Genomic DNA, 20,994 nt, shown 5'->3' with positions numbered 1-20,994 from the left:
ATATACACACGCCGAAGCGTGAAACACCATCAAAACCACTTGGAAAACTTTGCCGCCCCTGACCGAGGCTAAATGGTGCGCCCGGCAGGACTCGAACCTGCGACCACCGGCTTAGAAGGCCGGTGCTCTATCCAGCTGAGCTACAGGCGCATTAACCGCTTGCCCACCTGAACAGTCAGAAAAGTGGTCGGGGTAGAGAGATTCGAACTCCCGACATCCTGCTCCCAAAGCAGGCGCGCTACCAGGCTGCGCTATACCCCGTCTGAACTGCACAACAACGTGTGTCAGCAAAGTTGGCGCAGATATTAGCGGCGGCGGCGGCCTTCGTCAACCATCATTTGAAAAGTTTGTTAAAAAATCGCCCCGCCGCCGCTCTCAAGCCTTTAGAATTCGGGCACTAATTGGCCTGAACCCGGAAGCGTGCGACAATAAGACGCCTTTTTTAGCAACCAATCCACGCCCAACCCATAAAGACGAACCATGAGCGCCGAACTGATAAATGGAAAACAGATTGCCACCAAGGTTCGCCGGCAGGTGGCCGAAGGTGTACAGGCCCGCCTCGACAAAGGTCTGAGGGCGCCTGGCCTGGCGGTGGTCCTGGTAGGCAGCGATGCCGCATCACAGGTTTACGTGGGCAACAAGCGCAAAGCCTGCGAAGCGGCAGGCATTGTGTCGCTGTCTTACGATTTAGCGGCAGACACCTCGCAACAAGCTCTGGAAAGCCTGATTGACGAGCTGAACGACAACCCACTGATAGACGGCATATTGGTGCAACTGCCTTTGCCCGCCCAGCTGGACGCCGACCCCATTTTGCTGAAGATTCGACCGGACAAAGACGTTGACGGCTTTCACCCGTTCAACGTCGGCCGCCTAAGCCAACGCAAACCCACCATACGCCCCTGCACACCGGCCGGCATCATTACCTTGCTTGACAGCATAGGTACCCCCTACAAAGGCCAGCACGCGGTCATTGTAGGCGCCTCCAACATCGTCGGCCGCCCCATGAGCATGGAACTACTACTGAAAGGCGCAACCATCACCGTGTGCCACCGCTTTACAGCGGATCTGGAGCGTTTCGTCCGTGACGCCGATATATTGATAGCCGCGGTGGGCAAACCGGGGCTGATCAAAGGCGAATGGGTAAAGCAGGGTGCGACAGTGATTGATGTTGGCATCAACCGGATGGCAAACGGCACTCTCCAGGGCGATGTGGATTTCGCCGCTGCATCGGAGCGCGCCGCCTACATCACTCCGGTACCGGGTGGCGTGGGCCCTATGACCATTGCTGCTTTGCTGGAGAATACATTGCAAGCAGCAAACATTCTGGACGGCGGATAATCGCACAGCGCTTTTGTTACTGCGGACAGAAAGAGCAGCCGAAAACGACCTGCATAGGAATAACTTTTTGGCTGATTTCTTAAATATGACTCCACGTTGTCATACACGTCTTTGAGTATCGCGCCATTGCCTGCACTATTTTGTGTATTGACCGCTTAGCAGGCGGCCAGCGTTGGGCACGAAGGGCGCCAGACCCAGCGCTTTCAGCATCTGAAAAGTGGTGCAGGTTGCCGCCGACACCACAGGTAGACCAATGCTGTCTTCAACCGGCTGAATGGCAGCCAGTGAGGGCATTTGAACACATGCGGACAGCACCACTGCGTCTGCCCCAGCCCACTTTAGCCGCTTGACAATCTCCAACAACGCCAGCGGATCTTGACGCCCAACCTCAAGATTGTCGGGGATCTCCAGCGCAATACTGTCGACCACCTCAATGCCTTCGGATTGAATGTAATCCACTACCATTTGCGTCAGTGGCTTCATGTAGGGCGTAATAATCGCCACTTTTTTGGCCCCTAATGTCGCCAAGCCTTCCACAAGGGCACCTGCACTGCTAATCACCGGAGTCGGAAAACCATTATCAGCGGTTGCTTCGTGCAACCGTCGCTGAGACTCCCGATGGTAACCCGCACCACGACTCATAATCGCGATTAGGCAAGCGTAACCCATCACGTCCACTTGAGCGTCAGATAGCTCCAGTGCGCAGCGATCGGACTCATCGTCCATGGCAGCAAGCTCCTCGCGGGTTACCTTCTTCATCCGCATTCGACTGGAGTGAAACGTAAAGCGCTCCGGCTCTACCGCTTCACGGGCGCGAAGCATGGCAGGAATTTCCGTTTCCATAGTGGTATTGGAGCTCGGTACGATCTGTCCGATACGGTAGCTTTTACTGATCATAGACATCTCTTTGCGTTAAATATGGATTAGACGTCGGCGTAAATGTCTTTGTATTGGTCCCGCAACTGATTTTTCTGGACTTTGCCCATTGTGTTGCGGGGCAGGCTGTCGACAAAAAACACCCGCTTGGGCTGCTTGTACTTGGCCAGTTTGTCAGTCAGCTCGGACAGCACATGTGCCTCTTCAACCTTGGCACCTGGCTTTAAAACCACTACAGCCGTAACACCCTCACCGAAATCGGGGTGCGACACACCAATCACCGCCGACTCCACAACGCTGTCCATTTCGTCGATGACCTGCTCGACTTCCTTCGGGTAAACGTTAAAACCACCTGAAATCACCAGGTCTTTATCGCGACCAACTATGTGGATGTACCCGCGGTCATCGGTCATGGCGAGATCGCCGGTCACGAAAAAACCATCGTCAAGAAGTTCGGCGCGTGTTTTCTCGGGCATACGCCAATAGCCGCTGAACACGTTAGGGCCGCGAACTTCCAACATACCGATATCGCCCGGTGCGACTATCTTGTGAGTTTCGGCATCGGTAATTCGGACCTCGACGCCGGGTAAGGGCATGCCAACGGTGCCGGCAAGACGGTCACCGTCGTAGGGGTTTGAGGTAATCATATTGGTTTCAGTCATACCATAGCGTTCAAGAATGGCGAACCCCGTACGCTGTTGGAATGCGTTATGAGTGTCCGCCGTCAGGGGCGCAGAACCAGAGGTAAACAAACGCACATTAGCGGTAAGCTCAGGGGTCAGGCGCGTGTCCTGCAACAAACGGGTATAGAATGTTGGCACTCCCATGAGCACGGTGCCAGCCGCCATCGCACCAATAACGCTGTCGACGTCAAACCGGGGCAAAAAGTACATGCTGGCACCGGACATCAGCACAACGTTGCAGGCTACAAACAAACCGTGGGTATGAAAGATAGGCAGGGCATGAATCAACCGGTCGGTTTCGGTAAAACACCATGCTTCTGCCAACGTTTTGGCGTTAGAGCCTAGGTTCCCGTGGGTCAACATAGCGCCTTTCGAGCGTCCAGTGGTGCCAGAGGTATAAAGAATGGCCGCCAGATCACTATCAGCCCGGGCTTCAATACCCGAAAACGGTGTCACGCCAGCGGTTTTATCCATCAACGTGCCGTCACCCTCTGTACCCAGAGTGACTACCTGAGGGCACCCGGTATCTGCCGCAATCTGATTGGCTGCGTCAAAGGAGTCGGGCCTGCAAACAAACAGAGCCGGCTCTGCATCGCCTAAAAAATATCCGATTTCTGACGCTGTGTAACCTGTGTTCAAGGGCAAATACACACCACCCATGCGCAAACAAGCCAGGTAGAGCAAGATGGCCTCCGGGCTTTTTTCGACCTGCACAGCTACCCGGTCGCCTGGACTCACCCCCAGGGATACCAAGGTAGCGGCCAAAGTGGCGCTTATATCGAGCGCCTGGGCATAGGTGTAGTTGCGCCCACCTGGTGTGACGATAAATTTCGCATCTTGGCGAGCACGCATACGGGTTGAGAAGGTATCGAACAGATTATGACTCATTTATCAGACTCTCCTTTGAGCAGCTTGCGGCTCCTGCGGCTAAGATCACGAACGCCGGATGAGCACACAATGGTGCCACTGGTGCTGTACTGCTCATGATTGCGTTCAATATTGTCGAGTACATAGAGGTAATTAACCATGAGCCCAGCAGATTGCTTCATACCTTTGGCCGAGATGTCGCCAAGCCAATTGATGCGGTGCAGCTCAGCCCCGTTACCCAGATGAAAGCGGGCAACTGGGTTCATTGGTTGGCCGTTGGTGGTTTTTTCTTTCAGTAGGTAGCGTGCCGCCAACGGCTTAATTAGGCTACCGAGACGCTCCGCAAGCTCTTCGTTCTTATGCCAGTCAGAATCATCCAAATGTTTGAGTGTCTCCTGGGCTTCCGGGCTTAGCATGCACGCATCATCGGAGCAGGTTGTTTCCAGCCATCTACGGAAATTGGGTACCGGTGACAAAGTCACAAAGTATTTCAAGTTAGGTAACTCTTGCTTCAGTTCCTGTACCACCTGCTTTATCAGAAAATTACCGAATGAAATGCCTCGCAGCCCGACTTGGCAATTACTGATACCGAAGAACGCCGCCGTATCGGCAGACTCAGGATCGTCAATATCGTAGCTGTCGCTATCCAAAATAGGCTGGATCTGGCTGGGCAATCCTTTGTTGAGCGCAACTTCAACAAAAATCAGCGGTTCATCACCAATAGCGGGGTGGAAAAAACCGAAACAACGGCGATCCCTGGCATCCAATCGGCGCCGAAGATCATCCCAGTCCTGAATTTCATGCACCGCTTCGTAGCGGATAAGTTTTTCCAGGATATTGGCAGGCGTGTTCCAGTCAATGCGCTTCAGCACCAGAAAGCCCCGGTTAAACCACGAGCCAAAAAGGTGCATAAAATCCGAATTAATGGCTTTAAGATCTGCACTATTTGCCATCAAGGCGAGCATGTCCTCCCGCATTTTCACCAGCTTGTGCGTGCCACCACTGGACAGGTTAAGCCGTCTTAATAACTCTTGCCGCCGTGGCTCGCAGGATTCAAACAAAGTCTCAAGATTTTCATTGGTTCGTGCCATCTTGTAAGCCAGGTAGGCTTGGTCAATCTGCTCCGGCTCGGCCGAAAAAAGCATAGCCAGCTGCTCGAAAAAAGAACACTTTTCGTCATCGTCTAAACGGGCATAAATTTCCAGCGCTCGACTGGCAAGGCTTATACTTGAGGCTTCACCGTCACTTTGAAGTAGCGCTTGGCAGGCCGTTACCAGTTGACTGTGGTCGCAATGGTCGAGACTGCCGATGCGCCGCCATCGAGAAGCTTCTCGCTGGGTAATGCTGTTAAATAACTCTTGCAAAAAACTCATGTTCATAACGCCTTTCCTCAGATGTATCGGAAATTTAAAGACCGAATCAGGACTCCATAAGCAAGTCCGGCAGCCAAGTGACAATTTCTGGGAAAAAGCACAACAACAGGATACCCAGCACCATGCAAAGGGCATAAGGCAAACTGCCCAACAATATGTCGCGCAGTGCAATATCGGGCGCTATACCTTTTATAATGAACAGATTCAAACCCACCGGCGGGGTGATCAGTCCAATTTCCAAGTTGATGGTCAGGATCACTGCAAACCAGTAAGGGTCAAAATTTGCTGCCAATATAATGGGCAATAAAATAGGAGCCGCCATCACAATGACGGCCACTGGCGGCAGGAAGAAACCCGATACCAACAAGAACAGATTGATAATGCCCATCAGCACCCATCGATTGACTTCAAGGTCGGCGATAGCGCCAGCGACGGTTTGAGTGATGAACAAAGACGACAACGCAAAAGCAAAAATCTCGGCGCAAGCAATGATCAACATGATCATTACGCTTTCACGCAGTGCGTCCCGCATAATTGTAACGATCGGTTTGGTCTGCCACATTCTGTACACAATGATGGCAAGCGCCAGACACAGAAATGCACCCACGCCGGCCGCCTCGGAAGGTGTCGCAACGCCGCCATATAAAGCAAACAAAATACCTGACACCACAACCATGAAGGGCAGCACCCGAATCAGGGCTTTCACATTGCCTTCAACGTTCTCTTTCATTTGGGCGGCAGCTTGGGCGACGGGGTTGGCGCTGTTATAACCACCGTGAAGCTTGCACGCAATCAGCGTCCAAACCATGAAAAGACCGGCCAACATAAGGCCCGGGATGGCGCCTGCGATGAATAACCGACCAATGGATGTTTCAGTGGAAATGCCATACACAATCATTGTGACCGAGGGCGGAATCAGAATGCCCAGGGTGCCACCTGCAGCAATACAGCCTGCAGCTACACCGTCTGGGTAACCACGCTTGCGCATTTCTGGAATACCAAGCTTACCGATCGCTGCACTTGTGGCGGGCGACGAGCCGGACAAGGCCGCGAAAATTGAGCAAGCGGCAATATTTGAAATTGCCAGTCCTCCCGGCAGTTTACCCATCCACAAGTCCAGTGAGCGATATAGATCGCGACCGGTCGGGGAAGAGGCAACAGCCGCCCCCATCAGGATAAACATGGGAATAGCAACAAAACCAAACGAGGCCATGTTGCCAAAAAAAGTTTCACCAAAATAAATCAACTCACCAACGCCGCGGTCCAACATCAATGCACCCAGAGCAACTGCACCTAAAGCAAACGCAATGGGCGTACCTATGGCCATCAGAACCAACAGCGCTATAACAACCAGAATGCCACTTGTAACGGGATCCATGATCAGGCCTCTCCACGAAGAATTTCTGCTACGTATTGCAGTGATAGCAAGCTTGCACCAACGGCCATAGGCAACACTGCGGGCCACAGGGGAGGATTCCACACCGTGCCGGTCGTCCAGGCCATGGTGTATGCTTCGTAGACGTAGTACCAAGAACCATAAGCTAGGGCGAGGCAGAAGCTCAGCCCGACAAGCGAGGCCGTCAAGCGCATGATGCGTTTGGGCAGTCCATGCAGAGCGTCGGGCAGAACGGTTACCGCTACGTGCCCGCCGGTTTTCAGAACGTAAGGCGTTGCTAGCAACATAGCTGCGGTAATGGCATAGGTCGTAAACTCTGTCTGCCATATGGTGCTTTCACCGAGCACATAGCGCGTGAAAACCATTTGCACAACAGCCAGAACGCCAAGCGCGAGCAGAATGGCAGCGATCACGGCGGTAACAATCGCAAGCGTGTCCATAACGCGGATATAACCTGCAATAACGCTATTGCGAGATGCTATTGAGTGGGTCATAGGCTGAGACATAGAATCCCTAAGGTCGAATGATGTAGGCATCGCCCCAGCAATGAGACGTCACCAATGGATACCACAGTCACCGGGGACGTAACGCCCCGGTCAATTGAGGGTTAACGGCCTATTCGACAGCGAGTGCTGCGTCAATCAGGGCTTGGCCGTTAGGGACATTCTCAGCAAACGTCTTGTAGGAACTCTTTTTGGCAATATCAAGCCATGCTTGATAGTCCTCGGGTGACATGCTGACAACTTCAACACCGTTCTCGGCGAAAACGTCGGCCATCTTCTGGTCAAGGCCTGCAGCCTCTTTGGCAAAGTAGGTCTCGGCTTTCTCGGCAGCCGCCATCAGAGCGCTCTGCTGAACTTCGTTGAGCTTGCTCCAGCTTCGTTCCGAAATGAGGATTGGTTCATACATAAACCAAAGAGCGTTTTCTCCAGGCGCCGTCAAGCAGGTGACTTGCTCGTATATGCGGTAGGAGACAAACGAACCTGATGAGGTGTTGGCACCGTCCAACACGCCAGTTTGCATGGCGGTGTATATTTCGGACGATGGCATTGAGGCAATGGACGCACCTGCGACTGCAAGCATCTCATCAAACGCCGGGCCGGCGGCTCGCATAGACTGACCCTGAACAGTATCCGGCGAAGTGACACACTGCGCGTTAGACGCAAAACCACCAGCCAACCAGGCATCTGCAAGAACCCGGACACCTGCATCGTTAATAACGGTTTTTATCATGTCCATAAATTTGGAATCGTTCAGCCGCTGAGCGCGTTCATGGCTCCGCACCAGACCGGGCATCAAGGTTGCCGAAAACTCAGGGTGACGTCCACTGGCATAGTCTAAAGGCAAAGAGGTCATATCCAGCCGACCGCGAACGAGCGCACCCCACTGCTCTTTTGCTTTGAACAGTGACTGACCGGGGTAAATTTGTAGTTCCAGACCAACATCCGCGGCTTTTACTTCACGGGCCATGAGCTGGACCATTTCATCCCTGACGTCACCTTTGCCGCCTGGGAACTGATGCGACACTCTTAATGTCGTATCGGCTGCGGCTGCACCAATGAGTGAAAACGAGAGGCTGGCAGCGATAGCCAGTTTTGCGAAAGGCAGTTTCATAGTGATCTTCTCCGACGCTTTTGTTTTTGTAATATTCATCAGGCATTGCTGATATATATATCATTATCTTTTATGTGTACTATTGTCAACGTGGCGTGATGAACAGCGAGAGACCACGAGGCAAAATCTGTGTTCACAACCGCCGGAGCAAAGCCAGCATGAAGCGTCCAAATACTCAAAAGCTCAAAGATTTCCTGGAAGACGCCATCATTAATGGCCGCCTGCTACCCGGGGAGAAGTTGGATCCCGAAGCACTCTCAAAACAGTTCGGCGTGTCCAGAACCCCTATCCGAGAGGCGATTCAGCAGCTTTCTGCCAGTGGTTTGGTGATGGTATTACCGAAAAAAGGCACCTTTATCGCGAAGGTGAGTTTCGATCAGCTCATCGAAATGTTCGAAGTGATGGCCGAGTTCGAAGGGATGTGCGGACGGTTGGCCGCCCGCCGCATAACGGAAGATGAGCTGATTGTGTTGAAGGCTGCGTTACTGCGCTGTGAAGACCCGGCTATTCGAGCAAACCCTGACGACTACTATTACGAAAATGAACACTTTCATAATTGTATTTACAACGCCAGTCACAATGCATTCCTTGCCACCGAAGCACGTCAACTCAAACAACGCTTGAAGCCATACCGTCGCTTGCAGCTTCAAATTCGTGGTCGCGTAACAGACTCCATTCAGGAGCATCGCAATATCTATTCAGCAATTAATGCGGGGGATGCGGCACTAGCGGAGGAGAGACTTCGGCAACACGTGCTGATTCAGGGCGAGAATTTTGGCGATTTCGCGGTACGGGTCAAGGCGTACAGCGACTTGTCACGAGAACCGATTCAAAATGCCCGCGACTCAATAACCAAATAAAATCAAGAAACATGCAGTTCCTACCACATAGACTTCTGAGCGGTAGAAACTGCATCGACGGCGAATTACTGTCCGTATTTCGCTTTTGCCTTCAAACGATATGCATGCAGCAACGGTTCTGTGTAGCCATTCGGCTGCTCGGCGCCTTTCAGCACCAAATCCGTAGCCGCCTGGAACGCAATGCTGTCGGCAAAATTATCCGCCATTGGGCGATAGGTTGCGTCACCGGCGTTCTGCTTGTCTACGATCAGCGCCATGCGCTTCATGGTTTCTTCAATCTGGTGCGTGTTGCAGATACCGTGATAGAGCCAGTTCGCCAGCAATTGCGACGAAATCCGCAGGGTAGCCCGGTCCTCCATAAGGCCCACGTTATTGATGTCGGGCACTTTAGAGCAACCTACGCCACTGTCGATCCAGCGCACCACGTAGCCCAAAATACTTTGGGCGTTGTTATCCAATTCCTCTTGAATTTCCGCCGCGGTCAAATCTTTCGAGTTCAGATTGATGGGCACCGTGAGAATATCATCCACGCTTGCACGCTCGCGACTTTCCAGCTTCTGCTGGATATCAGCCACACTCACCTGATGATAATGCGTGGCGTGCAGGGTGGCGGCGGTCGGTGATGGAACCCAGGCAGTGTTAGCACCGGCTTTTGGGTGCCCAATTTTCTGTTCCAGCATATCGGCCATCAAATCCGGCATGGCCCACATGCCCTTGCCAATTTGCGCGACACCGCGAAACCCGGCTTCCAGGCCGATGTCTACGTTCCACTGTTCGTAAGCGCCAATCCATGTGGCCTGCTTCATTTTCCCTTTACGGATAAACGGAGCGAGCTTCATGGAGGTGTGAATTTCGTCACCGGTACGGTCCAGGAAGCCGGTGTTGATAAACGCCACGCGATCTTTCGCGGCGTGAATGCAGGCCTTCAAGTTCACCGTGGTGCGGCGCTCTTCGTCCATAATGCCCACTTTCAAGGTAAAACGCGGCAAGCCCAAAGCGTCTTCCACCCGGCCGAAAAACTCGTTGGTGAACGCAACTTCTTCCGGGCCGTGCATCTTCGGCTTAACAATATACACCGAGCCTTGGCTGCTGTTCTGAAACCGGCTGTTGCCTTGAAGATCGTGCATTGCCATCAGCGATGTCATCACGCCATCCAGCAGGCCTTCCGGTACTTCGCTGCCATCTGCCAGCAGAATCGCCGGGTTGGTCATCAGGTGGCCCACGTTACGGATGAACATCACGCTGCGGCCTTTCAATTGCAGTTCGCTACCGTCGGCGGCGGTGTAAACGCGATCCGCATTCATCTTGCGGGTTAACGGCTTGCCACCTTTTTCAAAGGTTTCTTCCAGACTGCCATTCATCAGGCCCAGCCAGTTGCGGTAGGCCAGAACTTTGTCGTCTGCGTCAACTGCGGCTACCGAGTCTTCACAATCCATAATGGTGGTCAGCGCCGATTCCATCAGCACGTCTTTAACGTGAGCACCATCGGTTTTGCCAATGGGATGAGTAGCGTCGATCTGGATTTCAAAGTGCATGCCGTTTTTAACCAGCAGAATGCCCGTAGGGGCGTCTGCCGAACCGGTGTAACCGACAAAACCGGTTTCATCTTTCAACCCGATGCTATCACCGTTTTTCAGGTCTACAACCAGTTTGCCACCGGCAACATGATAGAGCGCTGCGTCTTTGTGACTGCCAGAGGCTAAAGGCGCTGAACTGTCCAGAAGGTCACGGGCAAATTCGATGACGAGCTCGCCGCGCTTGGGATTGTAGCCTGCAGTCTTTTCGGCGCCGCCCGTCTCAGGGATCGCGTCGGTGCCGTAAAGCGCATCGTACAAACTACCCCAACGGCTGTTGACTGCGTTCAGGGCAAAGCGCGCGTTCATGATTGGCACAACAAGCTGTGGCCCCGCCATGACGGCTACTTCGGGATCTACGTTAGCAGTGGAAATGCTGAAATTGGCCGGCTCGTCGACCAGATAGCCGATTTCTTTCAAGAAATCTTTATAAACGGACATATCCGGAGTCTGGTGCTGGTGATTATGGTTCCAGGCGTCCAGTTTTTCCTGCAGGGAATCGCGTTTGGCTAACAGCTCACGATTGCGGGGCGCAAGATCGTTGACGATTTTGGCGAAGTCAGCCCAGAATTTGTCTGCATCCAGACCCGTTCCAGGGATCGCTTCATTATTAATGAAGTCGTATAAATTCCCGGCAACCTGAAGACCGTCAAGCGGTACGCGTGATGTCATCGTATTTCCCTCAGTAAGTTAAGAAATTCCCGAACGCAATATTCTACGTGATATCGCGTATCGGATCGACTACGTTGATAAATCCTTCACCTGGGGTGTTTTCTTGATAAACCAAGCCTTATACAGCGTTTTAGCCGGCTTACCCGCGCCTCCAGCTAGTACCCTCGCGGGAATCGTCCAGAATAACTCCCCGCGCTAACAGCTCGTCACGAATCCGGTCTGCGCCGGCGAAGTCACGAGCTTTGCGGGAGTCCGCACGGGCCTGAATCATCGTTTCGATTTGCTCGGCGCTCAACTCATCGCCCTGCCCGCTACCGCTGTCACCCTGGAAAAACAGCTCCGGGTCTTGCTGTAGCAAACCCAGCACAGAGCCCAGGCGCACCAGCACCGTAGCGCTGGCCGCAGCGGCTTGTTCGTCGCCGTCACGGCGCTGCTGATTTATTTCGCCGGCGATGGCGTGCAAAATCGCCATCGCGCCCGCGCAGTTGAAATCGTCATCCATGCGCTCGGCGAACAGCGTGTCGTGTGCAGTCCGCACCACCGCATCGCTGGCCAGCGGAGTGACACCACGCAGCGCATTGTAAAGCTTGGTCAGGCTACGACCGGATTCAATCAGATTGTCTTCGGAGTAATCCACCTGGCTGCGGTAATGGCTGGACACTAAAAAGTAGCGCACCACTTCCGCCGGATAGGTTTCCATAATCTCGCGGATGGTAAAAAAGTTGCCCAGTGACTTGGACATCTTTTCCTTGTTCACCCGAATGGCGCCAGCGTGCATCCAGGTATTCACAAACGTGTGACCCGTGGCGCATTCTGACTGGGCAATTTCGTTTTCGTGGTGGGGGAACAACAGGTCTGGCCCACCACCGTGAATATCAAAGGTGTCACCCAGGCAGTGATTGGCCATGGCCGAGCACTCAATGTGCCAACCCGGGCGACCATTGCCCCAGGGCGACGGCCAGAACACTTCATCAGGCTTCGCCGCTTTCCACAGGGCAAAATCCGCCGGACTGCGTTTGGCCTGTTCTACGTCCACCCGGGCGCCCGCCAGCAGGTCTTCCAATTTTTTCTTGCTGAGCTTGCCGTAATCCGCAAACGACGATACCGAAAAATACACGTCGCCGTTGTCTGCCGCGTAGGCGTGGCCACCGGCAATCAGAGTTTCAATCATCGCGATCATATCGCTAATGAACGTTGTAGCACGGGGCTCAGCGTTAGGCGACAGCACACCCAGACGGGCTTCGTCTTCGTGCATAGCGGCAATCATGCGTTCAGTCAGGTCGGTGTACACCTCGCCGTTTTCATCGGCGCGGCGCAGAATTTTGTCGTCTATGTCGGTGATGTTGCGCACGTAGTTCACATCAAAACCACTGTGGCGCAAATATCGGGTGATCACATCAAACGCTACCAACACCCGAGCGTGGCCCAGATGACAGTAGTCGTACACGGTCATGCCGCACACGTACATACCGACTTTGCCCGGCTCTAGGGGTTTGAACTCTTCTTTTTTCTGGCTAAGGGTGTTGTAGATTCTGATCACAAAATACTCTCGTTTACCGTTTCATTGCGGGCCTGAACGCAGCGAACCGACCTTTCAAAAGGCCGGCTCGTTGCGGATTATTTACCCCAGGAATCGCGGAGGGTGACGGTGCGATTGAACACCGGCTTGCCCGCTTTTTCTGTCAGCTTCTGGTCGAAGAAAAAGTAACCTTCGCGCTCAAACTGATACGGCAGATCGCTCGCCGGCGACGCCAGATTGCGTTCGGCACGGGCGCCTTGCAAAACCACCAAAGAGTGCGGATTCAGGTGGTCCAGCATATCGCCTTCTTTATCGCTGTCTGGCGTTTCCGCGTTAAACAGGCGGTCGTACACGTTGATGTCGCACTCCACGCTGTCCGTTGCAGACACCCAGTGAATCACACCGTTGGGCTTGTAGCCTTCAGGGTTCACACCCAGAGTGTTTTCGTCGTATTCGCACTTCAGTTCGACAATCTCGCCACTCTGGTCGCGGATGATTTCGCGGCAAGTCATCACATAGCCGCCGCGCAGGCGCACGGCCTGATCCGGCGCCAGTCGCTTCCATTTGCGCGGCGCTTCCAGGGCGAAATCTTCGCGATCAATAAACAGGGTTTGGCTCCAGGTCACTTCGCGACTGCCCATATCCGGATTTTGCGGATGCACCGGCAACACCAGGGTTTCGGTTTTGTCAGCCGGGTAGTTGGTCAGCGTGACCTTCAATGGACGCATCACGCACATGGCGCGGGGCGAACGGATGTTCAAATCTTCGCGGATGGCGAACTCCAGCATGCCCATGTCTACGGTGCCGCCCGCTTTGTTCACACCGATCATGTCGCAGAAGGTGCGCAAAGACTCAGGCGTGTAACCGCGGCGGCGCAACCCTGAAATGGTGGGCATGCGCGGGTCGTCCCAACCGTCAACGATGTGCTCGTCCACCAAACGTTTGAGCTTGCGTTTGCTGGTAATGGTGTAGTTCAGGTTCAGCCGCGCAAATTCAATCTGGCGCGGGTGACAAGGTACGCTGATGTTGTCCAGCACCCAGTCATACAGCGGGCGGTGGTCTTCGAATTCCAGCGTACACAGGGAATGGGTAATGCCTTCCAGCGCGTCTGAAATCGGATGGGTATAGTCGTACATCGGGTAGATGCACCATTTGTTGCCGGTCTGGTGGTGTTCGGCGTAGCGGATGCGGTACAGAATCGGGTCGCGCATATTGATATTGGGCGATGCCATATCAATCTTCGCCCGCAGCACCATTTCGCCGTTTTGGAAATCACCGTCGCGCATCTGGCGGAACAGTTTCAGGTTTTCTTCCACCGCGCGCTCGCGATAAGGACTGTTGCGGCCAGGCTCTTTAAGGCTGCCGCGGTAGTCCGCCATTTCGTCGGCGCTGAGGGCACAGACGTAAGCATTGCCGCGCTCAATCAGCTCTTCGGCAAAGTTGTACAGAGCATCAAAATAGTCCGAGGCAAAATGCACCTTTCCTTGCCATTGATAACCGAGCCACTCCACATCCGCTTTTATCGCGCTGATGTATTCCTGGCTTTCTTTTTCCGGGTTGGTATCGTCAAAACGCAAATTGCATTCACCGCCAAAGGTATTGGCAATGCCAAAATTCAGGCAAATGGCTTTGGCGTGGCCAACGTGCAGGTAACCATTGGGCTCCGGCGGGAAACGGGTCACGACCGTGCCTGTGTGCGCGCCTTTGGCGACGGCGTCTTCAATCAGGCTCTGAATAAAGTTATGGGCTTTCTTGGGCTCGGCGCTCATACAATCTCTGCAAAAAGGAGGTGGATCTGAGCGAGCTATTATACGCATAAAAGCACTGCAGACTCATGCACCGCGCCAAACTCTTGCGTACAATGACGAGCAATGTGTGCATTGCGCACAACCTTCCCTCACAAAACAGGAAAACCCTATGATTCTGCTGACAACCAACCACGGCCCTATCAAGCTGGAACTGGATTACGACAAGGCACCGGAAACCGCCAAAAACTTCGAACAGTATGTGCGTGAAGGTTTTTTTGACGGCCTGATATTTCACCGGGTGATCAGCAACTTCATGGTTCAGGGCGGCGGCTTCGAACCGGACATGACCCCGCGCAAAACCCGCGCGACTATCCAGAACGAAGCCGACAACGGCCTTAACAACATGGCCGGCACCGTTGCCATGGCCCGCACCATGGACCCGCACTCCGCAACCGCGCAGTTTTTCATCAACGTTGAAAACAACGGTTTTCTGGACCATTCCGCCAAAACTGCGGAAGGCTGGGGCTATTGCGTCTTTGGTAAAGTGGCCGAAGGCATGGACATTGTCGACAAAATTCGCGCAGTGCGCACCACGATGAAAGCCGGCCACCAGGATGTTCCTGCGGAAGACGTGATCATCGAAAAAGCCGAAGTAATCGAGGATGGAGGCGGGGCGTGACCACGCTGTTTATTTCCGATCTGCACCTAGAAGAGTCACGCCCGGACATTACACGGGCGTTTCTTACCTTCTTGCAAGATCGCGCGGTGAGTGCTCACACACTGTACATTCTGGGCGATTTCTTTGAAGCCTGGATTGGCGACGATGAGCACACGCCCTTGCAAGAACAGATTGCCGCAGCATTGAAGCACGTCAGCGATGGCGGCACCGCTGTGTATGTGATGCACGGCAACCGGGACTTTTTACTGGGTGTGGATTATTGCCAGCGTATCGGGGCAACCCTGCTGGACGACCCGACCGTGATTGATCTGTACGGCATCCCCACCCTGCTGATGCACGGCGACAGCCTGTGCACCGCCGATGTGGAATATCAGAAATTCCGCGCCAACATGCGCAACCTGAAAACCCAGCAAATGCTACTGGCTCGCCCGCTGAAAGACCGCCAGCTGATGGCTCGCCAACTGCGCGAACTGAGTATGGCCAAGAACAAGAGCAAGACCCAAGCCATTATGGATGTGACGCCCGAAGAAGTATTGCGAGTGATGGAACAGCATAACGTGTCGCAGCTGATTCACGGCCACACCCATCGCCCGGCCCGACACCCGTTGCAGGTGAATGATCAGCCTGCTGAACGGATTGTGCTTGGGGATTGGGACAGCCACGTTTGGTGGCTGGAAGCCGCAGCAGACCAGCCGCTGCAGCTGAACAAACAGGCGCTTTAAATCAGGCCGGGCGGCTAACGACCATATTGGTGGCGTAACCCTCGGCAACCACTTTGCCATCGACCGTGCACACGGTTTTCAGCTTGACCCGGCGCCGTCTCAGATCAACTTCCTCTACTTCCGCACTCGCCACAACGGTGTCACCAATGAACACTGGTGCCTTAAAGCGCAGCTGCTGGTCAATGTAGATCGCACCCGGCCCCGGTAACCTCGTGCCAAGCACCGCAGAAATCAGCGCTGCGCTGAACATACCGTGAACAACGCGGGCTTTGAACGGAGTGGTTTTGGCGTAATCGTCATTCAGGTGCACAGGGTTGTTATCGCCGCTTAACTTGGCAAACTGAACAACGTCTGCGTCGGTGATGGTTCTCGTGACGCTGGCTGTCATACCTACTTCCAAATCTTCCAGATAATAACCGTGTAAGTCGTCCATTTTAATTCCTATTTTTGTCAGAAAAATTCGGGATTAAACTAAAGCCCAACTGCGCTTTTTTATTCCCCTGCTACACTAAAAATGTAACCTGATTTCCATCGTTGAAACAGAGTACTCAAATGCCAACCGGCAGACACACAAACTATTGGCCGGGCTGAATTGACGGAAGATAAAATAAAACCCAAGGGAGAATTATATGCCAAATCGTGTCGCCATTGTGACGGGTGCAATCGGAGCCCTAGGCACCGCAATGTGCAAACAGCTAACCGATCAGGATCGTACCGTTATCGCCACTCACCGCCCAGGCGACGAGCCGCGCAAAAAAGCTGAACAGTGGCAAAAAACCATGGCCGAGGCAGGCTACACCGTTAACATTATGCCGGTGGACGTTGCCGACTATGACGGCTGCAAAGCCTTTATGGAAAGCGTGGAAAAAGAGTTCGGCCCGGTGGATGTGCTGGTCAATAATGCCGGCATCACCAACGACTCACCGTTGAAAAGAATGGGGGCAGATCAGTGGACCCAGGTTATCAACGTAAACCTGAACTCCATGTTCAACATGTGCCGCCACGCGTTTGAGGGCATGTGCAACCGTGGCTTTGGCCGCATTGTCAACATATCCTCCATTAACGGTGGCAAAGGCCAGTTCGGGCAGAGCAACTACGCTGCTGCCAAGGCCGGCGTTTACGGCTTCACCAAATCGATTGCACTTGAGGGTGCCCGCAAAGGCGTTACCGTCAACTCGATTTCGCCGGGCTACATTGATTCCCCGATGGTGCGCGCAGTGCCTGAGAAAGTGCTGGAAAGTATTGTTGCGGACATTCCGGTGGGCCGCCTTGGGCAGCCAGACGATATCGCCCGCGCGGTAGTGTTTTTGACCGCCGAAGACGCTGGCTTTGTGACGGGCGCAGACCTGGTGGTCAACGGCGGTCAGTTCATGGGCTAACGCCAAACCTTGAAAAGCCTAAAGTAAAAAAAGCCGGAGTGAATGAACTCCGGCTTTTTTAATGGCTAAGATATAGAAATGCATTCAGCTAGCGGCGATCAGGATTCCGGCAGTGTCATTACGTCCGGCTCGCGATAGGTGTTCAGGCGCTTGCGCCAGCCGGGCAACCACTGCTCGCGTTCGCGCGCCTGAGTCGCCAGCTCAGCGCGACGGGTTAACACTTTGTCGGCCGCTTCGCGGAACTGTTGCAGCACCGGATCGGCAGAGTGTTCCGGCATGGCCTGAAGAACCTGCAGCAAGCCCCAGCCCTCACCTTCATAACGTTCAGATGCTGCCAACCCTTCGCCCTTGAAGTTCACATAATCCACTAATGCATAAACACCACCCGGTGTTTGGCTCAGCTGCGCCAGGTGATTGCTTACTGCAAGCTGCCGGGATGATGGTGCCGCCTCAACAACGGACTTTATAGACACTTGCGCCCGGCGAAATATGAACTCTGCCTGAACACCTTGGGTGCCCGCCAAAAATTCTCGCAGTTCCGCTACCTCGGGTGAATTTCCCACCGCTTCAAAGGCCGCTTTATCTGCCCAGGGTGCATCAAACGGCTTAAGCTCCCGCAGCCAATCCGGAATCGACCGCTGACGCTGGGCCATGTAATCAATCAGTGTGGGAAAACTCTCGACAAAACCCGCTTCAACGTCTTTCGGGTACCAGATGAAATGGCCGATACCGAGTGACGGAAATGCCTCACCGTCGTTCCAGTGCACCAGGCAGCGAAACTGCCCCGCGCATTCGTTCTGGAAAATCTGCTGACCAATCCAGTCAAGCTGCGCGGGCTTTAACACCAGGGAAATATCGCTAACGCCCTCACCAGCCACCTGCGGCTGATTAACATCAAGAGTCTCGGGCTCCGGATTTTCGCTTTGCCCTTCCATCCCGATACCGGTGTTTTGTTCGCAGCCGGCCATCAGTGCCGCCAGAGCGCCCACCAGCATCAAGGCGAAAAGTGCAGACACTCGAGTGCGATACTGACGCTGCCCGCGAATACTATTTTTGCCCAACGCTCAGGCACCCCCGCCCGGATTTATTTTATCTTCAGTGCGCAGCTCAAAATCGCTGGCGTCGTGGCGTTCGCGGAGCTGTTTATGAGGCTCGCCGGTCACTTTATTCACCATACGGCCACGCTGTACCGCCGGGCGCTTCGCCACTTCTGCGGCCCAGCGCAGCACGTGGGTATAGCTTTGCGCGTCCAGAAATTCTGCTGCTTCGTAAACCAGATTGTTTACCAGCGCTCCGTACCAGGGCCAAACCGCAATGTCTGCGATTGTGTAGGTGTCACCAGCAATATAGCGATTGTGCGCCAGTTGCCGATCCAGCACATCCAGCTGGCGCTTTACTTCCATCGCGTAGCGGTCAATCGGGTACTCGTATTTTTCCGGTGCGTAGGCGTAGAAGTGACCGAAACCTCCGCCCAACATCGGCGTACTGGCCATCTGCCAAAATAACCAGTTCAGGGTTTCAGTGCGGCCAGCGGCGTCTTTAGGGAGCAGCACGCCAAATTTTTCGGCCAGATACAACAGCATAGAGCCTGATTCAAACAACCGCTGAGGTGGTTGCACGGAATGGTCCAGCAGCGCTGGAATTTTCGAGTTGGGATTAATATCGACAAAACCACTGCCAAACTGATCGCCTTCGCCAATGTTGATCAACCAGGCGTCGTACTCAGCATCAACAATGCCCAGCTCTAGCAGTTCCTCTAGCATCACGGTTACTTTTACGCCGTTGGGCGTCGCGAGCGAATACAGTTGAAACGGGTGCTTTCCGGTAGGCAGGGGTTTGTCGTGGGTAGCCCCGGCAACCGGCCTGTTAATGCTGGCAAAAACACCGCCGTTGGCTTTGTCCCAAGTCCATACCTTTGGCGGTGTATAACCCTTGTCTGGCATTGTTTACCCTCCGAATTGCGAAGAAAATGTGTGGCTGGCGGATGTAATCGGCGGGCAAAGAACCTTCAGAGAACCTTACTGCTCCACAAACGCCCGCTCGACCACGTAATGCCCCATGTCTCTCCCACGAGCTTCTTTAAAGCCCATGCTATTGAGTATGGCGCACGTGTCTTTGAGCATACTGGGACTGCCGCAAATCATGAAGCGATCATTCTCGACATCAAGCTCTGGCAAGCCCAAATCCTGGGTGATTTTACCGCTCTCAATAGCGTCTGTCAGCCGCCCGGTGTGGCGAAAAGGTTCGCGGGTTACCGTAGGGTAATACAGCAGTTTTCCATCCACCATTTCACCGAAGAACTCGTTCTCTGGCAGAGCCTCGATTTCGTGCTGGTATGCCAATTCGGTAACGTAGCGCACACCGTGAGTTATAATCACTTTATCAAAGGTTTCATACACGTCCGGATCTTTTATGATGCTCATAAAAGGCGCAAGACCGGTGCCGGTGGCAATCAGCCACAGATTTTTTCCTGGCAGCAGATTGTCCAGAATCAGCGTGCCGGTAGGCTTGCGGCTAACAAGAATTTCATCACCTACTTTTATTTTCTGTAGCTTGGACGTCAACGGGCCGTCTTGCACTTTAATGGAGAAAAACTCGAGCTCTTCTTCATAATTTGCGCTGGCGATACTGTAGGCGCGCATCAGCGGTTTGCCTTCCGTTTCCAGGCCGATCATCACAAAGTGGCCGTTCTTGAAGCGGAAGCCAGGGTCGCGACTGGTTTTGAAGCTGAACAGAGTGTCGTTCCAATGGTGCACACTGGTGACGGTTTCTTTAATCAGATTGCTCATTTCACCCTCTTGCGTCAATTCGCGTTAAATAGGAATAGCGTGTTTATCAGCGACAGGCTGCGTCAACGGGCCGCTGTGAAAACGAAACTCGGAATCAGGCTGTTCAATCAGCTTTTGTTCGATGGCCAGAAACACCGCAACTCTGTCTTCAACCGGGCCGCCGTTAGCCTGTTCGGCCAGAGCCAGGTAGTCGCGATAATGGCGGGCTTCGGATTTCAGCAGGCCGTTATAAAAATTGGAAAGCTCAGTATCAAGATACGGTGCCAAGGCCGCAAATCGCTCACAGGAACGTGCTTCAATGATGGCGCCAATCACCAGCAGATCGACCAGACGGCCAGGGTCACTACTGCGCACTGCGGCGCGCAAACCTGCCGCGTAGCGCGCCGGGGTTAAATGGACATAACGAATCCCGCGCGCCGTCATCAGAGCCAGAACCTGTTCAAAGTGCCTTAACTCTTCCCTCGCCAGTCGCGACATCTTGTGCAATAGGTCGGCGTTATCCACATAGCGGTACATCAGGCTGAGAGCTGTAGAAGCCGCTTTTTTCTCGCAGTGGGCATGGTCGATCAGCAGCAAGTCCTGATTCGCCAGAGCATTATCAATCCAGGCCTGAGGCGTCCGGCACGGTAAGAAGTCATTAATACTATCATGAGCACTCTGGTAAATACGCTCGTTAGTGCTGTCGATATTAGTCTCGATAGTACTATCGATATTGCTCTTGATAGTGCTGTGGGTATTGCTGTGGAGAGTACTCTGCAGCGCGTCGTTCATGGCATCCCGAACATTAGGTTAAAATTGATGCGCCAGTATAGCGCAGCCAACAAATCTCTCCGACCTCTGTCCAATTTAACTTTATAAGGGCTTTCATATACAATACAGCGCCAGTTTAAAGCCTTTTCACCACA

The 20,994-nt window shown here is 53.6% G+C and carries 19 protein-coding genes and 2 tRNA genes; 5 read left to right on the top strand and 16 right to left on the bottom strand.

Annotated features, from left to right (window positions below):
* Window positions 1-73: 73 nt before the first annotated feature.
* Window positions 74-150 (bottom strand) — tRNA-Arg (locus MIH18_RS21510).
* Window positions 151-184: 34 nt separating this feature from the next.
* Window positions 185-261, bottom strand: a tRNA-Pro gene (locus MIH18_RS21505).
* Between the two features lie 219 nt (window positions 262-480).
* Here MIH18_RS21505 and folD point away from each other — a divergent pair.
* Window positions 481-1,338 carry a bifunctional methylenetetrahydrofolate dehydrogenase/methenyltetrahydrofolate cyclohydrolase FolD gene (gene folD / locus MIH18_RS21500; RefSeq protein ID WP_249013456.1) on the top strand — a complete coding sequence of 286 codons (858 nt, stop codon included), beginning with the start codon at window positions 481-483 and terminating at the stop codon, window positions 1,336-1,338.
* A 135-nt stretch (window positions 1,339-1,473) separates the two neighbouring features.
* Here the strand turns inward: folD and MIH18_RS21495 are convergent, their stop codons facing one another.
* From MIH18_RS21495 to dctP, 6 genes are all read right to left on the bottom strand, one after another.
* On the bottom strand, window positions 1,474-2,232 hold the full coding sequence (locus tag MIH18_RS21495) for an aspartate/glutamate racemase family protein (protein WP_283164901.1): 759 nt from the start codon (window positions 2,230-2,232) through the stop codon (window positions 1,474-1,476).
* A gap of 29 nt (window positions 2,233-2,261) precedes the next feature.
* Complete coding sequence (locus MIH18_RS21490; protein WP_249013455.1) at window positions 2,262-3,785, bottom strand: malonyl-CoA synthase; 1,524 nt, start codon at window positions 3,783-3,785, stop codon at window positions 2,262-2,264.
* Window positions 3,782-5,137, bottom strand: coding sequence for a malonyl-CoA decarboxylase (locus MIH18_RS21485; protein ID WP_249013454.1), 1,356 nt, complete (start codon window positions 5,135-5,137; stop codon window positions 3,782-3,784). The genes MIH18_RS21490 and MIH18_RS21485 overlap by 4 nt, the downstream gene beginning before the upstream one ends.
* 46 nt (window positions 5,138-5,183) lie before the next feature.
* Window positions 5,184-6,515 carry a TRAP transporter large permease gene (locus MIH18_RS21480; RefSeq protein WP_249005277.1) on the bottom strand — a complete coding sequence of 444 codons (1,332 nt, stop codon included), beginning with the start codon at window positions 6,513-6,515 and terminating at the stop codon, window positions 5,184-5,186.
* Between the two features lie 2 nt (window positions 6,516-6,517).
* Window positions 6,518-7,039, bottom strand: coding sequence for a TRAP transporter small permease (locus MIH18_RS21475; RefSeq protein WP_026224061.1), 522 nt, complete (start codon window positions 7,037-7,039; stop codon window positions 6,518-6,520).
* Between the two features lie 109 nt (window positions 7,040-7,148).
* Window positions 7,149-8,147: a TRAP transporter substrate-binding protein DctP gene (gene dctP / locus MIH18_RS21470; protein ID WP_249005278.1), complete on the bottom strand. Its 999-nt coding sequence runs from the start codon at window positions 8,145-8,147 to the stop codon at window positions 7,149-7,151.
* Window positions 8,148-8,305: 158 nt separating this feature from the next.
* Here dctP and MIH18_RS21465 point away from each other — a divergent pair, with 158 nt between their 5' ends.
* Window positions 8,306-9,007, top strand: coding sequence for a GntR family transcriptional regulator (locus MIH18_RS21465; protein WP_249005279.1), 702 nt, complete (start codon window positions 8,306-8,308; stop codon window positions 9,005-9,007).
* Between the two features lie 65 nt (window positions 9,008-9,072).
* Here the strand turns inward: MIH18_RS21465 and MIH18_RS21460 are convergent, their stop codons facing one another.
* From MIH18_RS21460 to MIH18_RS21450, 3 genes are all read right to left on the bottom strand, one after another.
* Window positions 9,073-11,253, bottom strand: coding sequence for a malate synthase G (locus MIH18_RS21460; protein ID WP_249013453.1), 2,181 nt, complete (start codon window positions 11,251-11,253; stop codon window positions 9,073-9,075).
* Window positions 11,254-11,392: 139 nt separating this feature from the next.
* A complete protein-coding gene (gene cysS / locus MIH18_RS21455; RefSeq protein ID WP_249013452.1) occupies window positions 11,393-12,793 on the bottom strand; it encodes a cysteine--tRNA ligase in 1,401 nt (466 codons plus the stop codon).
* A gap of 77 nt (window positions 12,794-12,870) precedes the next feature.
* The gene (locus tag MIH18_RS21450; RefSeq protein WP_249013451.1) at window positions 12,871-14,541 is read right to left on the bottom strand and encodes a glutamine--tRNA ligase/YqeY domain fusion protein; all 1,671 of its coding nucleotides are present in this window, start codon (window positions 14,539-14,541) and stop codon (window positions 12,871-12,873) included.
* A 148-nt stretch (window positions 14,542-14,689) separates the two neighbouring features.
* Here MIH18_RS21450 and MIH18_RS21445 point away from each other — a divergent pair, with 148 nt between their 5' ends.
* Together MIH18_RS21445 and lpxH are read left to right on the top strand one after the other, a co-directional pair.
* The gene (locus MIH18_RS21445) at window positions 14,690-15,199 is read left to right on the top strand and encodes a peptidylprolyl isomerase (RefSeq protein ID WP_249013450.1); all 510 of its coding nucleotides are present in this window, start codon (window positions 14,690-14,692) and stop codon (window positions 15,197-15,199) included.
* Window positions 15,196-15,921: a UDP-2,3-diacylglucosamine diphosphatase gene (gene lpxH, locus MIH18_RS21440; protein WP_249005284.1), complete on the top strand. Its 726-nt coding sequence runs from the start codon at window positions 15,196-15,198 to the stop codon at window positions 15,919-15,921. The genes MIH18_RS21445 and lpxH overlap by 4 nt, the downstream gene beginning before the upstream one ends.
* A gap of 1 nt (window position 15,922) precedes the next feature.
* On the opposite strand, the gene MIH18_RS21435 is transcribed toward lpxH, so the two are convergent.
* Window positions 15,923-16,354 carry a MaoC family dehydratase gene (locus MIH18_RS21435; protein ID WP_249013449.1) on the bottom strand — a complete coding sequence of 144 codons (432 nt, stop codon included), beginning with the start codon at window positions 16,352-16,354 and terminating at the stop codon, window positions 15,923-15,925.
* A 196-nt stretch (window positions 16,355-16,550) separates the two neighbouring features.
* On the opposite strand from MIH18_RS21435, the gene phbB reads away from it, so the two are divergent.
* Window positions 16,551-17,300: an acetoacetyl-CoA reductase gene (gene phbB / locus MIH18_RS21430; RefSeq protein WP_249005286.1), complete on the top strand. Its 750-nt coding sequence runs from the start codon at window positions 16,551-16,553 to the stop codon at window positions 17,298-17,300.
* Window positions 17,301-17,398: 98 nt separating this feature from the next.
* Here phbB and MIH18_RS21425 read toward each other — a convergent pair whose 3' ends face one another.
* The 4 genes from MIH18_RS21425 to MIH18_RS21410 all read right to left on the bottom strand — a co-directional run bounded on the left by MIH18_RS21425 (window position 17,399) and on the right by MIH18_RS21410 (window position 20,860).
* The gene (locus MIH18_RS21425) at window positions 17,399-18,295 is read right to left on the bottom strand and encodes a hypothetical protein (protein WP_349292908.1); all 897 of its coding nucleotides are present in this window, start codon (window positions 18,293-18,295) and stop codon (window positions 17,399-17,401) included.
* A 69-nt stretch (window positions 18,296-18,364) separates the two neighbouring features.
* Window positions 18,365-19,243: a glutathione-dependent disulfide-bond oxidoreductase gene (yghU, locus tag MIH18_RS21420; RefSeq protein ID WP_249013447.1), complete on the bottom strand. Its 879-nt coding sequence runs from the start codon at window positions 19,241-19,243 to the stop codon at window positions 18,365-18,367.
* 75 nt (window positions 19,244-19,318) lie between these two features.
* Window positions 19,319-20,089, bottom strand: coding sequence for a ferredoxin--NADP reductase (locus tag MIH18_RS21415; protein ID WP_249013446.1), 771 nt, complete (start codon window positions 20,087-20,089; stop codon window positions 19,319-19,321).
* A gap of 24 nt (window positions 20,090-20,113) precedes the next feature.
* The gene (locus tag MIH18_RS21410; RefSeq protein ID WP_249013445.1) at window positions 20,114-20,860 is read right to left on the bottom strand and encodes a tRNA-(ms[2]io[6]A)-hydroxylase; all 747 of its coding nucleotides are present in this window, start codon (window positions 20,858-20,860) and stop codon (window positions 20,114-20,116) included.
* Window positions 20,861-20,994 lie beyond the last annotated feature (134 nt).

It is taken from the genome of Marinobacter sp. M3C, from assembly GCF_023311895.1.
Classification (GTDB): Bacteria; Pseudomonadota; Gammaproteobacteria; order Pseudomonadales; family Oleiphilaceae; genus Marinobacter.
Note: the sequence above shows the minus strand (reverse complement) of the source record. Positions and strands in the feature narration are given on the sequence as shown.